13 protein-coding genes are annotated in these 15,425 nt (G+C 42.7%); 3 read left to right on the top strand and 10 right to left on the bottom strand.

Annotated features, from left to right (window positions below; translation table 11 throughout):
* The first annotated feature begins 204 nt into the window (after positions 1 to 204).
* The 3 genes from QUA42_RS02450 to QUA42_RS02440 all read left to right on the top strand — a co-directional run bounded on the left by QUA42_RS02450 (position 205) and on the right by QUA42_RS02440 (position 3,550).
* Positions 205 to 1,881, top strand: coding sequence for an AarF/ABC1/UbiB kinase family protein (locus QUA42_RS02450; RefSeq protein WP_333134780.1), 1,677 nt, complete (start codon positions 205 to 207; stop codon positions 1,879 to 1,881).
* Positions 1,882 to 2,031: 150 nt separating this feature from the next.
* The gene (locus QUA42_RS02445; RefSeq protein WP_333095054.1) at positions 2,032 to 2,406 is read left to right on the top strand and encodes a hypothetical protein; all 375 of its coding nucleotides are present in this window, start codon (positions 2,032 to 2,034) and stop codon (positions 2,404 to 2,406) included.
* 193 nt (positions 2,407 to 2,599) lie between these two features.
* Entirely contained in the window at positions 2,600 to 3,550 is a 951-nt protein-coding gene (locus QUA42_RS02440) for an NAD-dependent epimerase/dehydratase family protein (RefSeq protein ID WP_333134778.1), read from the top strand.
* A gap of 14 nt (positions 3,551 to 3,564) precedes the next feature.
* Here the strand turns inward: QUA42_RS02440 and QUA42_RS02435 are convergent, their stop codons facing one another.
* The 10 genes from QUA42_RS02435 to QUA42_RS02390 all read right to left on the bottom strand — a co-directional run bounded on the left by QUA42_RS02435 (position 3,565) and on the right by QUA42_RS02390 (position 15,353).
* Positions 3,565 to 4,587: an Npun_R2821/Npun_R2822 family protein gene (locus QUA42_RS02435; protein WP_333134776.1), complete on the bottom strand. Its 1,023-nt coding sequence runs from the start codon at positions 4,585 to 4,587 to the stop codon at positions 3,565 to 3,567.
* Positions 4,588 to 4,813: 226 nt separating this feature from the next.
* Positions 4,814 to 5,686, bottom strand: a complete 873-nt coding sequence (locus QUA42_RS02430; protein WP_333134774.1) for an Npun_R2821/Npun_R2822 family protein — start codon at positions 5,684 to 5,686, stop codon at positions 4,814 to 4,816.
* Entirely contained in the window at positions 5,683 to 6,657 is a 975-nt protein-coding gene (locus QUA42_RS02425) for an Npun_R2821/Npun_R2822 family protein (RefSeq protein WP_333134772.1), read from the bottom strand. The genes QUA42_RS02430 and QUA42_RS02425 overlap by 4 nt, the downstream gene beginning before the upstream one ends.
* 93 nt (positions 6,658 to 6,750) lie before the next feature.
* Positions 6,751 to 7,602 carry a formylglycine-generating enzyme family protein gene (locus QUA42_RS02420; protein ID WP_333134770.1) on the bottom strand — a complete coding sequence of 284 codons (852 nt, stop codon included), beginning with the start codon at positions 7,600 to 7,602 and terminating at the stop codon, positions 6,751 to 6,753.
* On the bottom strand, positions 7,599 to 8,564 hold the full coding sequence (locus QUA42_RS02415) for a glycosyltransferase family 10 domain-containing protein (protein ID WP_333134768.1): 966 nt from the start codon (positions 8,562 to 8,564) through the stop codon (positions 7,599 to 7,601). Before QUA42_RS02415 ends, QUA42_RS02420 begins: the two co-directional genes overlap by 4 nt.
* Before the next feature lie 117 nt (positions 8,565 to 8,681).
* Entirely contained in the window at positions 8,682 to 9,881 is a 1,200-nt protein-coding gene (locus tag QUA42_RS02410) for a glycosyltransferase family 4 protein (protein ID WP_333134766.1), read from the bottom strand.
* A gap of 151 nt (positions 9,882 to 10,032) precedes the next feature.
* A complete protein-coding gene (locus QUA42_RS02405; protein WP_333134764.1) occupies positions 10,033 to 12,036 on the bottom strand; it encodes an ABC transporter ATP-binding protein in 2,004 nt (667 codons plus the stop codon).
* 92 nt (positions 12,037 to 12,128) lie between these two features.
* Positions 12,129 to 13,280, bottom strand: a complete 1,152-nt coding sequence (locus QUA42_RS02400) for a glycosyltransferase family 4 protein (RefSeq protein ID WP_333134762.1) — start codon at positions 13,278 to 13,280, stop codon at positions 12,129 to 12,131.
* A 282-nt stretch (positions 13,281 to 13,562) separates the two neighbouring features.
* Positions 13,563 to 14,399 (bottom strand): hypothetical protein, encoded by an 837-nt coding sequence (locus QUA42_RS02395; RefSeq protein ID WP_333134761.1) that lies wholly within the window; start codon positions 14,397 to 14,399, stop codon positions 13,563 to 13,565.
* Positions 14,400 to 14,423: 24 nt separating this feature from the next.
* Complete coding sequence (locus tag QUA42_RS02390; RefSeq protein WP_333134759.1) at positions 14,424 to 15,353, bottom strand: alpha-1,2-fucosyltransferase; 930 nt, start codon at positions 15,351 to 15,353, stop codon at positions 14,424 to 14,426.
* Positions 15,354 to 15,425: the final 72 nt, after the last annotated feature.

Raw genomic sequence — 15,425 nt, 5'->3', positions numbered from 1 at the left:
ATGAAGAAGGAAGAAGGAAGAGGGAAGAGGGAAGAACGAAGAAGGAAGAACGAAGAAGGAAGAACGAAGAATAAATAATATTTGAACTTTCGACTTCCAATCCCCGATGCCCGATGCCTGATACCTAATGCCCGATGCCCGATGGCAGATGCCCAATTCTCAATTTAACCTGTAATTTTCAGAAGATAAGAGGAAAATAAACGAGTGCCTCAGTATCAATTCACTCAGGCTAGACGCTACGATCCACAAGCGATCGCTCAGTATTACCGCAACCGTCCTTGGAAAGCAATTTGGCGCGCAATTACCGTTATTTGGTCTTTTGCAGGCTTCGTTCTGGGGATGCTGTGGGACAGTTGGCAGCACGAAGTCGCAGCACACCAGCCGGAACGAGCCACCCACCTGCGACAAATACTCACTCGCTTGGGCCCGACTTTCATTAAAGTCGGCCAAGCCCTTTCTACCAGACCGGATTTGATCCGCAAAGACTTTCTCGAAGAATTGATCAAACTTCAGGATCAATTGCCGCCATTTGACTCGGTGCGCGCTTTCGAGATTATTGAAGCGCAACTGGATCGCAAAATTAGCGAAACCTACAGCGAAATCTCCCCCGAACCTGTCGCCGCGGCAAGTCTCGGTCAAGTCTACCGAGCTCGCCTCCTCACCGGGGAAGCAGTAGCAGTCAAGGTTCAGCGACCGAATTTGCTGCCCGTCTTGAGCCTTGACCTTTACTTAATGCGCTGGGCGGCTGGATGGTTGGGCCCGTTGCTGCCGCTGAATCTCGGTCACGACCTCTGTTTAATAGTCGATGAATTCGGTATCAAATTGTTCGAGGAAATTGATTATATCAATGAAGGACGCAACGCCGAGAAATTTGCTACAAATTTTGCAGACGACCCGACAGTAAAAGTTCCGAGTATTTACTGGCGTTATACTTCAAATTGCGTTCTGACTCTCGAATGGATTGACGGCATCAAGCTGACAGATATGGAAAGTGTTAAAGCCGCAGGTTTGGATACCGATAGTTTAATTGAGGTCGGAGTCCGCAGCGGTTTGCGGCAGTTGCTCGAACACGGATTTTTTCATGCTGACCCCCATCCGGGAAATCTGTTTGCCTTAGCGGACGGCCGTATGGCTTACATTGATTTTGGGATGATGGATCAGATGGAAGAAACAACTAAAGAAACTTTGGTTGATTCTGTCGTTCACTTAATCAACAAAGATTACTTAGAGTTAGCTAAGGATTTTGTCAAACTTGGCTTTTTGACACCAGAGACAGATATTATGCCGATCGTCCCGGCGCTGGAATCTGTACTGGGTGATATCGTCGGCGAAAAGGTGTCAGATTTTAACTTCAAGACGATTACAGACCAGTTTTCGGAGTTGATGTACGATTATCCTTTCCGGGTGCCTGCGAAATTTGCCTTAATTATTCGCTCTCTGGTGACAGAAGAAGGTTTGGCCCTGACGCTGAATCCCAATTTCAAGATAGTCGAGGTGGCGTATCCTTATGTAGCGCGGCGTTTGTTGAACGGAGAATCTCCGGCTCTGCGGCGGCGTCTGATTGAGGTATTATTCAAAGATGGCAAATTCCAGTGGAACAGGTTAGAGGACATGATCGCGATCGCCCGATCCGATCGCAGTTTCGACCTGCTACCCACAGCACAACTAGGCTTGCAATTTTTGCTGTCCGAGGAAGGGTCGTTTTTGAGACGCCAGCTAATGTTAGCTTTGATTGAGGACGATCGAATCCACACCGAAGAAGTTCGCAGCCTGTGGAACTTAGTCAAGGAAGATTTGCAGCCCGGTCGCCTTTTCAACGTTGCTCTAGGCGCTTTGACGGAGTTTTCCACAGCAGGAGCAGCGGCGCTAACTCGGTTTTAATTAGAAGGAAGAAGGAAGAGGGAAGAAGGAAGAAGGAAGAGGGAAGAAGAAAGAAAAATAATTCTACTTTTGCCGATTCCCACTTCCCAATTCTCAATTACCTACTCCCAATTCCCAATTACCCAAATTACCCAAATTAAGGAATTATTCGTGTATTATTTTCCAGAACCTCCCTATTTTTTAATGTCGGCTGGATTACTAGCAGGTATGGCCTCCGGCGTAGCATTTGAAGCAACTCTCAAACAATCCGTACAACAGTGGTCTAAAAATCGTTCTACTCGCACCTTGGCTAACCTGCCAAGGTTGCAATTGGTCATACCTTTTCTGGGAATGGCTGGCGGTATTTGCGTATTTTTAGCTTCTGGAATGGAGATTTTTGGCTTCCCAAAACTACTTTCTTATGCCCTAGCTTTGCCACTGACGCTACTCACGGGCTGGCTAGTTTGGACTCAGTTGGGTAAGCTTTTGATCGAGTTAGAACGCGGAGGTTCCCAAGCGCTGGATTTAGATTCTTTTGAACAATGAAAGTTAACTATCAACCTCTTTTGATCCGAAGGAAGGGGGTTGATAGTTCTCTAAGATTATCCTATTTGATGGTTTTTGAACCGGAGAGAACGCAGAGAACGCAGAGGAAGAGAAAGAAGAAGAGGACAACTTATGCAATAATTGGTGTAAAAATTTTTAAATCTAAAATCTAAAATCTAAAATCTAAAATCGAATGAGTATTTTAATTGTTACGGGTGCGGCGGGATTTATTGGCTCTAACTTAGTAGAAACTCTTTTAAATCGAGGCGAGACGGTTATCGGTATTGATGAGTTCAACGATTATTACGACCCGGCTCTCAAGCGCAAGAATATTGCACGATTTGAAAAGTATCCGGGTTTTGAATTGGTGGAAGGCGATATTTTGTCTCTAAATTGGCGAGGTCTTTTATCCGATGCTAAGGTAATATTTCATCAGGCGGCGCAAGCCGGAGTTCGTGCTAGCTGGGGCGACGGTTTTCGCAGCTATACCGAACGCAATATTAACAGCACCCAAGTATTGTTAGAAGCTGCAAAAGATGCGCCAAGATTGCAAAAGTTTGTCTATGCTTCTTCTTCTTCAATTTATGGAAATGCTGAAGCTTTCCCGACGAGTGAAAATGCTTGTCCGCAGCCGGTTTCTCCCTACGGAATTACGAAATTAGCCGGTGAACGTTTGTGTGGACTTTATTACCATAATTTTGGCGTTCCAACTACTTCGCTGCGCTATTTTACCGTTTACGGGCCGAGACAGCGCCCCGATATGGCTTTTCACAAGTTTTTTAAGTCGATTTTGTTTGATGAGGCGATTTCAATTTTCGGCGACGGATTGCAAACGCGGGATTTTACGTTTATCAGCGATTGCGTTGCGGCGAACTTAGCGGCGGCTGAGGTTGCGGAAGCTGCGGGGGAAGTTTTTAATATTGGTGGGGGAAGTCGGGTAGTTTTAAAAGAAGTTATTGATACAATAGAGAGAATTGTCGATCGACCTATTCGGATAGATTTTACCGAAGCTGCGAGGGGAGACGCGCGGCACACTAGCGCGGATGTGTCTAAAGCCAAGAAAATCTTAGGTTATCAGCCGCAGGTTACTTTAGAAGAAGGTTTAAGGCGCGAATGGGAGTGGATTCAGTCTGTGTACAGCTAGAGTACAGTGAGATGCTATCTATCCCAGAAATTCCGCAACTTAAATTGAACATTATTAACTTTTTTAGTGACCCAACTTTTGAGATTTCTCTGCAAGCGAACCAACAAATTTGGAGGCGCGAGTTTTGGCTGTGTTTCCGGCGAATTCAAATAGCGGTAGTGCAGAAATACGTCTCGGTAGGGAATATCAACATCTTCGCCAGCACACAATCTAGTAAACTTTGCAGCCGAAATACTCATGTAGTGCAAATAAGTCAACCGTCGTCCTTTGTCATATAGAACATAATCTATCACATCAAATTGAGAAGACCAATGATTTCCCGTTACCTGTTCGGGTTCAGCATATGCAAAGTTGTAAAAAGAGATATTGCTGCGGGCGACTAAATAGTTAAGTAAAGATTGGTCAGCGCCCCGTAAAGACATAATTTCCGCTTCTCCTGATGTTAATTTTTCTAATAATTGAGAGCAATTGTTTCGATTAAAAACCCCGGTTTTTGACGCATACCAACCCGCACAAAAAGTATGAGATTGCAGTTCGTCAATATTTAAAATTTGAGGTAATTTGGGGGAGGACAAATCAAATATATAATTGAGGTCTGATTTGTATTGAAAATCGTTTGCTACCCAATCAAAATCATCAAGCTTTTGATAAATATAATCTAGAGAACCCATTAATAGAGTGTCTGCGTCAAAATAGATAAATTTATCAAAAGGGCCGTCGAAACAACATAATTTTCGGTGCATTTCCAAACATTGAACAGGTTTCAAACCTTGAGATTGCCAAACTTTTTGAGCTTTTGCATGAGTTTTCCAAACTTGAGTCGCAAAGTCTTCCCAGAACTGGATAGAATCGGTATTTTCAAACAGGGTGACATTGTGTAGGTGGGAAATGTGCGATCGCACTTTTTTCAAGTTATCATCATAGGGAATGATGCAAACAGGAATATCTTTTGCTCCATTGACTTCGAGACTGTTCAATAAAGCGACTAAGTGGTCAAAAACAACATCGTTTGCTAGAAGATAAATGCCATCAGTCATCGGATTTTATTTAATAAGTAACCCAGGGCATATATATTGCTTTTTAGGTGCGGGCAAGATGCCCACACCACAAGAAATAAAATTTATTGATTGTGGAACAGGCATCTTGCCTGTTATTCAAAGCTTGTTTGGTGTCAAAAACACAACAAGATTTATGAATCGTGGAACAGGCATCTTGCCTGTTCTTCAAAGCTTGTTGACAATGATAGAACATATGATTTTATCCTCACCTACTGAAAGCCCGAGATATTTTTTGCACTAAATTTGGTTGTTCCTCATTGAGATAACGATAATGTTTCCAAAGTTTCCAATAAGGGCTGCCCGATTTAATCGGGATTCCAGCCCAGTGAATATATTTTAACCTTTTGCCTTTGTCATAAAGAACATAATTTATTTCTTGAAAATGATTGGAACCAGCCCAGCTTCCCGGTTCGGTTGCTGAATCTTTAACAAGATTGCAGCGCTTGGGAATCAGTTTAAGAATGATATAATTTAGTATAGGTTGGTCTGTGACATTTTGAGTAAAGTCAAAATATTCTCGATGCTGCGAACATTCTCGCAAAATTTCATACATTTGCGATTCTGTAATAGTTCCTTTTCGGGAAGCCCAAAAACCGCTGTTAAATACATCTTGAAGCTGTGAGTCTGTAAAGATATTTTGTTCTTTTACAGCAGGTGAAAATACATTTCGCAGTTTTTCGTTGAGGTGGTGGTAGTCGCAGCAAAAAAAGTCTACTTCTGATAGTTTGTTTAAGTTGTCTGCGATGTCTTCAAAGACGATGATATCGGTATCGATGTACAGAAATTCGTCTAGGGGGCCAAACCAGGCTGCGAGTTTTCGCATTTTGTTGGGGAGGGCTAAAAAGTTGCGATCGAACATTTGGCCAATTTCTCTGGTAAACTGTTCCACAAACTCCAGATTTGGGAACAGTCGCACGTCGTGGAGACGGCTGAGTGCGGCTGCGACTTGCTGATAATTGTCGTCGAAGGGAATCAGAAAAACAGGTACTTGACAATTGTACAGACGTATGCTGTTTAAAAGGGCGATCGCACTTTCGATCACCTTATCATTCGCAACAATATAAATACCGCGATTCATAAATTTATCCTCAACCTTCTCAATACCCTTTTTAACAAATTCGCCCCAGAAACCTCAGTATAAGACTTTGGCGCTTGGGCAAAAATCGGACGCTTTTCCGGTTCCCGGAGATAGCGGTAATGCAGGAACAAATCGCGATAGGGAAACTCAATATTTTCGCCCGCACAAACTCTCCGAATTAAATCCGGCGGCACACCAATATAATGAATGTAAGTAAGTCGGTTTCCCTTGTCGTACAAAATCTTATCTTGCTCTTCAAAATGTTGGGAAGTGACGCTGCACCCAGTTTTTTCGCCATCCGGGAGGCTATAAGCAAAATTATAGCTATTTATCCCCGTTTTCATCACCATATAATTGAGCAACGGCTGTTCTCCCGCACCTTCATAGAGAATTTCAGCCTCGCCCGATTGCAGTTGAGCTAACAGCCATTTCCTAGTATCTTGCTCAAACAATCCTTGCTTGCTGGCATAAAATCCAGAACAAAATATTTCCGAGTCTATCCGATTTTGCTCAAAAAATTCGAGGAGTTTTGGTGACTGAATATTGTATACTTTAGTTGGGTCGCGAAATTGAAAATCATAAACCACAAAATCCGATTCCTCTAACCTCTGAAAAACCGCATCAAGGGAATTCATCAGCAAAGTATCCGCATCCATATAGATAAACTTTTCAAACGGGCCGTCGAAAGCGCAAAAGCGCCGGTGTGCGCCGTAAAGCCGGAATTTTTTGCGGTTCAAACGCTCTGGTGCGGCTGCTTGCATGAATTTGTCCCATCGCTGAATTGATGCGCTATCTTCATAAATAAAGACGTTGGGACGGTTAACAATTTCAGCTTTGATTTGCTCTATTTTGTCGTCGAAAGGATAAATGCAGACAGGAATATTTGAGCCTAATATAACTTCAATACTGTTGAGTAAGGCAATTAGTTGGTCGTAAACTGTATCGTTGGCTAGCGTGCAAATTCCATTCATATCTATAGTCTCGCGAAGGCGGACTTTGTTTGTGTCGTTGGGGTTTCAACCGCCGAATTATCTAAAGGGTAAAAAAGAGTCATCGGGGGAAAACTAAGACGAGGGAGAAAGCGACGCCATCGCTACGCGAAAACCCCGAACACTGGACCTATCGCCCGCCGAGGAAGCGCCGCGAGAGGCAGAACGGCAACCGATACACTCACTGACCCAGCAACCGCCACGGATCACCCGGTAATCATCTTTGCCAATTTCCCAGGAACTTCCGTCAGTTGGTGCGCCGTTATAGTTTTGGTTCCACCTATCGCTGCACCACTCCGAAACATTGCCGTGCATATCGTACAATCCAAACGGATTCGGAGGAAAACTCCCTACATCTGTTGTTTCTTTGCGATAAAGTCCTCCGGGTGTATATCCGCAGGGGTCGCTTGCGTCATAGTTGGCTATTTCCGTGGTAATGTATTCCCCAAAATGAAATGCGGTTGTTGTATCGGAACGACAGGCGTATTCCCATTCTGCTTCACTCAGAAGGCGATATTTTCTCCCGCTTTTTTCCGACAGTTTGCCACAGAATTCGACGGCATCATCCCACGATACAGATTCAACAGGACGTTTTTCACCTTTGAACTTTGATGGATTGTTTCCCATTACTGCTTGCCACTGTGCTTGGGTGATAGGATATTTGGCTGCATAAAAAGCGGGTATTGTGACTTGATGCTGCGGACCTATGTAATAATATTTTCCTGTTTCGCTGCTGGGGAAACCCATCATAAATGTGCCGCCGGGAATCGATACCATTTCCAGTAGAACTTCGTTTCCTAACTCTTCGGGGAAGAAGTGAGCTGAATGACGGTGACGACTGTTTTCTTGTGGATCAAAATTTACTGTTATCACATCAAACTCAAAGGTAGGCAAATAGTTTTGTAGTTTATTTTTATTTTCTGTCATTGTGCTATTTCCTGAGATACAAACTTAGACAGCCAATTGAGCAAGTTCAATTCATGGAGAATGATTTGTCTGGCTTCGGCAATTTTCTCCCTCGCTTCATGCCAATAATCCGCAGTAGCCACAACCTCTTTAATAAATTTTACTCCTTTCTCATCCAAACTCGGCAGCCGCAGAAAACTCCCTGCCGGCAACAACTTATCTGCCGCCGAACCGCCGTAATAAATTGGCAAACACCAAGCTAACAAAGCATCCCAAAGCTTTTCGCTGACATACCAATCGTTTTCGGCATAATTTTCTATAGCTAAGTTGTAATAGTATGGTGCGACGGCGTGCCATTTATTGTTCATAGTGCCGTTCCCGCGCGCCCAAGTTGGCAAGTTTCGCCCGTAAAGGTCAAAATCCAATTCTTGTGATTGCAGCAATTTGATAAAGTTTAATCTCTGGCGGTGATTGGCGCTGCGGCTAACACCTGAAGTAATCCAAGAACAGGATTTAGTTTTCGGGGGCGCAGGCATTTCATCGAGTTCTCGAAACGAGTTAGAGTGATACCAAATTGCGGGCATATAATTGGGGTTTGGTGCGAAATCGTCTGGCCCGGAAACGTAACCGCAATAAAGTTTCGCTTGTTCGTAGTTGGCTTTGGTAATTTCAATAACTTCTGGCAATGGCGGTTCGCGGATTAGGTAAATAATCCGTTCCTTGGGGACACCGCGCAATTTGTCTTGGATGTCGTTTTCTGGGTGTTGATGCCTGTAGCGACGTATTTTATCGACCCAAGATTGCTTTTTGGGTTGTTGGGGAAAGTCGAATTGATACATCAGTAAAAAGTCTGGTTCTGGGTGGTTGGCGAGCATTTGAATGTTGCCCCATTTGCCGAAGTTGTGGGGGGTTTGTTGCCACAGCCAGTCGCTTTGACTCATGCCTGGGTAGGTGGTGATTGTGCCGATAATTTTTGGGTTCATATCTAATAATAAATCTGGTTGTTGCGTGGGGGGTGGCGGGTTTATGAGATTATTAATTTTAGGCGATGATTGTTGGTAAAACTCGCCCCGGAGGATTTTAAAATTATCGGATCAGGATTAATGAATGATTTGCGATCGCACTTGGTCATCCACATAACTCAAAATTCTCTCTATCCTATTTTCCCACGAAAACTGCTTGACAAAATCCATTGTTTCTGCATAACCTTCGCTTTTCCTCGGATATTTGGTTAAACAATCTCGAATGCTTTGCGCGAACTGGTGCGGGTTATCCGGTTCGCACCAAGTTGCTGCTATATTTCCAGATTTAAATTCCATTAAAGATGCAATCTCCGTCGCTACAATCGGAGTTCCCGATGCCATATAATCAAAGAACTTTAAAGGAGATGTGAACGTCGCGGCCTCTGTCAAACAGTGAGGGTGAGTCAAAACATCGGCTGCTTGCAGCAAGCTAGCCAATTGATTTTGAGGGAGGTAGCCGAGAAATTTAATGTTGTTAACTTGCTTGGATTTTGCTAACTGCTGGTAGCCTGTTACTTGGGATGAATCACCGCCCGCGATCGCAAATTGAACCAGTGGCAATTCCTTAGCCACATCCACCAACATATCAACACCTTTAAACGGGTAAAGTCCGCCTGCATAAACTGCTAAATACTGTCTTTCATCTTCTATTAATTGCTGTCGCCACTTCAGGGCAGCTTCTGTTTGTCTCGCGAGAAACAAATGGTTAAAACCGTTGTGCAGCGTAATTACTTTTTCCGGCGGCATCTCATTCAAAATCATGCTGTCTCGCACTGTATCGGCAACAGTTACGGAAATCTGAAACAGAGGATTGCGGACAATTTCTGATTCAAATTGCTTGTTTTCATGGTGGTGCTGTTCGTAGATAGCGGGAATACCGTTTTTAATGGCAGCTTTGACAAAGTTCCAGTCGCGGGTGTGGACAATTTTAGTGGATTTAACCAGGTGAATAGGTAAATAGTATTTTGAGACTATTGTACTCGAACTCGTCCACTTGCTGTCCAAAAGGTCTATCGGCCACGGCATCGGTAAATCTGCTACTTTTAATTGATCTTGAATATTGTAAATTTTGGCAAGTTTGTCATCGGGTTTCCTGGGTTGAAAAGGAAAAAGCAAATCAACCGGATTCAAAGCACTCCAGCCTTTACGGAGGTATACCAAAACTGCTGGATAACCGAGATTTGCTGCGGCATTTGCAGAGTGGGCAACTTGAACTAAGCTCGCTACATTGGGTTGTGGCAAGACATTTCGGGTAAAAAATACATAATATTTAGACATCGTAATTGGTAGTTGGTAATTGGTAAGGGGAGGCAGAGCCTCCACGTATGTATTCCTAGGCGGAGCCTGGGAACCAAGGTAAATCAACCCGACATGATAGGACTTATGCCTTCTTGTTCCTAAATTGTTCCTCCTTCCTTCTTCCTTCTGACTACTTTTTAACAGCCTGACGCTTAATAGTGTTTTCTATAAATTCTAAAGTAGTGAAAATATTAGCAGCCGAGTGAAATGATTCTCGGATTAACTCGTCTCTTTCTTCGGGAGAGTCTACCATTTCATCTACTAGCATTTTGAGGTAAGCTATCATGGGAGTCAGACGAGTGCGAATTTCGTAAGAACCTCTAATTAGAGCTTCATCGCGAGCGGTTTCTTCGGCAAATTGCACTGAATACAAGCGAGTGTAGTAACCTCCTTTTGCTAGCAATTCTTCGTGGGAACCCATTTCTACTACTTGTCCGCGATCGATCACGGCGATTTTGTTGGCTTTTTGGACTGTGGAGAGGCGGTGGGCGATGACTAAGGTTGTGCGATCGCAGCTCAATTTCTCGATCGCCGCTTGCACGTACCTTTCCGAAACCGTATCCAGCGAACTCGTTGCCTCATCTAAAATTAAGATTTCCGGGTTTTGCAGCAGGGCTCTAGCAATTGAAATTCTCTGGCGCTGCCCTCCCGATAAGATCACGCCCCGATCGCCAATTTGAGTCTCCAACCCATCCGGCAATAGTTGGATAAACTCGTAAGCATTCGCTCCCTTCGCTGCTTCCACAATTTCTTCCTCAGTCGCTTGGGGTCTAGCATAAGCAATATTTTCGCGCACTGAAGCATTAAATAAAAACGTATCTTGGCTAACAATACCCATCGCTTGTCTGAGGCTTTTCAGCTCAAATTCGCGCAAATCCCTGCCATCGATAGAGATATGACCTTCAGTAGGATCGTAAAATCTCGGCAGTAAATCTGCCAAAGTTGACTTGCCAGAACCCGAAGTTCCTACCAAAGCCAAAGTAGTGCCGTGAGGTAGAAATAAATCAATTCCTTGCAAAACTAAATTTTTGTGGTTAGGATAACTAAAAGATATTTTATTAAAATGAATTCCCGATCGCAAATGAGTGTAAGGCACAGAACCGTTCAGCATAAATGGCTTGTCCTCGCAGCTCAAAAAATTATTAACCACCTCTACACTAGCCGACGTATTAGCAAATTGACTGCGCCCGCTATTCAACTGTGAAATTAAAGGAATCAACCTAAAAAGTACCAATAAGTAGGTTAATAAAATTGTAGAAATAGACTCTATCTCATTGGCAAATATTGTGCGGCCTATAAATACAATCAAAATTACAACTATTAAATTAACAACTTCGTTAATTGGGGCGATCGCCGCATAATTTACCTGAGCCTGAAAATCCGCTTGTTCTCGCTTTTGAATTAAATGCTTGATCCGCTGATACTCCCTTTCCTCGTTCCCCGTTGACTTGACCAGCCGAATCCCAGTAATGGTTTCCAGCACCCTAACCGAATAATCTTTCGACATTTCAGAAAGCAGGTGGCCAAAATACTTGGAACGGTTAATAATATATTGATTTGCCCAAGCAACTAACGCCAGCAAAAGTGTAGCTGTCACCGTCAGTTTCCACGAGATAGAAAGTAGAAGACCCACAAACACCAAAACCGTGATTGACGTAGTAAACATTCCGATGGCCGTACCAACTGCACTAGCAGTCCGACCAATCTCTCCACCCAATCTATTAATTAAATCCCCGACTTTAGTTTTCGAGTAAAAATCTAAATCTACTTCTAACAACAACCGCAAGCCTGCTTCTCGCAAATCAAAAGTAAGAGATCGCGTCAGAGAAGTAGCTACTAAAGTATTGATATAACTCGCAACATTTTTTAAAAAAACTGCCAGCACAACCGCCCCGGTCATCAACATTAAACGCTGATTTTCGGGCATTCCCTCAAAGGGATACATCAAAGTTTTCATTAGAGGTGGAGCGCCGCGCAGCTCGATAGCGTGCTCTAAAAAACTTAAAAGCACTGGTACAATCAGAGTAGTGCTGATACCGTTGAATAACGCGCCAGAAAAGCCCAGCATCACAGTTAAGAAAATCCTGCCGGGATATCGTCTGGCAAATTTTAGGAGTAGCTTATTGGCAGACATGAAGCATTCCCAGCTAAACAGTACGGCATCTCAAAATATTCTTTAATAACAGCCAGCTTTTCTTCCTCCATTGAGGAGTTTTAAAATAACCTTTACATACCTGCAATTATATCTGAAAGTATCGGTTTCATTGCTTGAATACTATATCTTTTCACACATCTTTCCCGAGCTTTCATTCCTTGTAAATTAGCCGCTGTCAAATTTTGAAATATCCATTGAATTTTTTGTGAAATTTGAGCGGGAGAACTCGGATCGACTAAATAACCGGTTCCTCCTAAAATTGCTGGAATATCCCCCACTCGCGTAGACAAAACAGGCTTAGCCATTGCCATGCCATCTGTCAGCTTGAGGGGAAACTGAGCCACGGCTGTGAGAGTTTCTCGCTGAGGAACAACGACAACATGAGCCGCGGCTACAACGGACGGCATTGTCTCCACTGGAAACCTTGGCAGTTTAATAATCCAACGCCCCCATTGTTTCACAAGTTTATCATCATAATCATCATAAGGACTCCCGCCGACGATCGCTAATTTTAAATCGGGCTCATTTAACTGTTCGAGGGCCATCAAAACATCCTCCACGCCTTTATGAGGTCGCGGTGCCCCCGGAAACATCAGAACTCTATACCCGGATAAGCCGTAACGCTGTCTGCTCAATTCAGGATTGTATTTAGCAGGGTCGAACATTCCAGTATCCTTACCATTAGGCAAATATACACCACCAAAACGCTGTTTTAAAAACTCAGTATCAACGGTGACTGCATCAGCACGGTGAATGAGACTTTCCATCCACTTGAGATAGAGCGGATTATCCGGTTCTCTCAATTGACCGTTCTGTTTAAAAATATCTCGATAAAGTTGTTTGAAAGATGGACGGTATTTCCATTCATCTCCGCCGTACCAGCTCAGTTCCCAGTCGTCTATATCTAAAATTATAAATTGGCGAGTCGCCAGGTTTTTTAGCAGTGATAGCCCAAAGCTTGTAGGTTTAGGTTTGACTGCATAAATAATATCCCCATCTATTTTTTTCCAAAGTTTTTGAGCATCTATTAAAAACCCCGGATAATTTTTACCCGGTATCGCACATACTGGGATGTCTCTAGGAGGAGTAGCGTACAATTCCTTGCCAAACTGAAATCCAACAATTTCTACATCACATTTAAGCTCTATCAAGACTTGAGCTAATAAAAAAGCACGAATTGCACCTCCGCCTGACAAATCGCTCACTACTAATGAAACTTTCACTGAGTATTTTGTTTAAAACATTTGTTTAATTTTCCTGCTTAACCGAGCTTTTGTCAAGGCGATGGGGACTCACGCACTCCCGACCAAAGCAACCGGGTTTTTAACCAGCGCAAAGGGCAGCAACGAAGTATTTTGGTAAAAAAAACACAATAATGAACCCAAGACTGTTATTCCAGCCAGCAATAATTCTTCTAGGTAAATTTTCGGATATGTTGAGGCTAATTTTTTAAAATTTTGGGCTGAATTTTGTGGCTTTTGATGCAGTTAGCCCACAACCTTTAATTATTTTAAACGCCAGGGATTGTTAAGTTGATTGGGTAAAAATATTTTAGCCGTGCGATCGACTATTCTAGTAAAGAGCGATCTCGTCACGTTCTTCGCGTACTGAGGGCGGTAAGGATAAGTGCAGTGCATTACTTTAATCGGTTTGTCGATCGTATAAACATCTTTCCACTTATCCAAGTAGTTGTAAACCGGGGACAAAGTTGTCATTTTCGGTTTCACCGATTCAACAGCCGCCGCAAAAGCTCCCTGGTCTTTCAATAGTAGCACATTTTGATGGGCCACTACCATGTTAAAATATTTCTTAAAGTTTATAAACAATTCCTGAGTTTTACTGCTTTTCGTAAAAGCGATAAATCCCCCATTGTATTGAATGCTATTTGCATTTAGCGGCAACCCGACAGACTGCAAAGTTGACAGAATATCCTGCTTGACTCTTAATAAATTTGCCGCTTTAGCAATCGCAGGCTGCACATCTTCCGTCACCAACAAATCCACCCCATCAAGAAAATCAAAAACCTCATCTATTGGTGACAGCAAACAAATATCACAATCCATATAAATAGTTTTCTCAAACAGAGATTCCCCGTACAAAGCCAGCTTAGCTAGCCGCGACGCCAAAACAGGATTTTCATTAGAGGGTGCAGGTTTCAATATGACATTTCCGAACACCTGAAGTAAAGGATATAAAATTAGAGGTACTCTATCTATTAAAATAATAATTGGTTCCCGGTGAAACTTCCTGACAGACGCCAGAAAATGAACGCAATCTTGGAAAGAGTAAAGACCGGTTAATATAGTGATAAATCCCTTGATTGCTAATTTATTTGAATTCATTAATTTACTTATTGATTTACTTATTTAGCGAGCGTGTGTCCACTCCCAAAAGCTCTCACTCCACTCATCTCGACTGTGATAAATTCCTTGCCATTCATAAAAATGTACAAAATCTTTCAGGTTAATTGTTTTATTGACATCGCGGATCATATAAAGAGGTTTATCTCCATAAAAAGAAGCCCACATAGTATAACTGCTAGGCGGCCCGACAACATAGTCGCACTCAGCCAAAGCATACATATCTTCAATTAAGTGACCACTGCCAAATCCACAGTTAAAATTATCAAATAAACTCTGATTTTGTGGAATATTAGAACAAATCAAAAACTTGATTTTTTTTCCGTCAAATAGGCTTACCGCCGAATTCATGACTTCTAAATATTGCTGAGTTGTGTAAAAGTATCTCCCCTTTTGATGCTGAGCATAATCCCCTTGACGGATGTGAATTCCGACGAGGATATCCGAGTTATTTTTTAAATTCAATATCAAACGATCTACATTGATTCTATATCGCTCTAATGGTGCCAAGTATGCTCTAATCTGGTCGGCGTACTTGTGTAAATAGGGGAGATCTTCTACAAACCAGCCATCTCGAAATAGCCAGCCTTGAAAAAAAACAATTGAACCGTGCTTGATTTGTTCGATTTCCTGATATTTTAGCCAACTAAAAGGTTGTTTTCGGGTTATTTCTTGCGTTTTGAATATTTTTTTGTGGCTCAAATAGTTAATAAAATTATAATATTTGCTTCGGACTAACTTGTTGCCTGCTGCGGTAAAATGTGGAGGAGGATAACAACACAAAAAATCCCCTGCAGTTCCCACAAATAATTCTGCATATTCCTCAAAAGCCGGATTGAGAACAGTCAAATTATGCTCGATCGCCCAAGCAATGAAATTAGCAAAAAGCAGCAACCGGTTGCCCAGTTGTCCTGATTTAGCAGATATTATTAGCATATTGTATTTTTGGGGCGGGGGGACGCCCACCCCACAAGAATTTAATCCAACTTGGCTGTAATGGTAAGGTGC

This window comes from Microcoleus sp. Pol11C2 (assembly GCF_036701505.1).
Taxonomy (GTDB): Bacteria; Cyanobacteriota; Cyanobacteriia; order Cyanobacteriales; family Microcoleaceae; genus Microcoleus.
The sequence above is the reverse complement of the archived record's forward strand: the minus strand, read 5'-3'. Positions and strand labels throughout refer to the sequence as shown.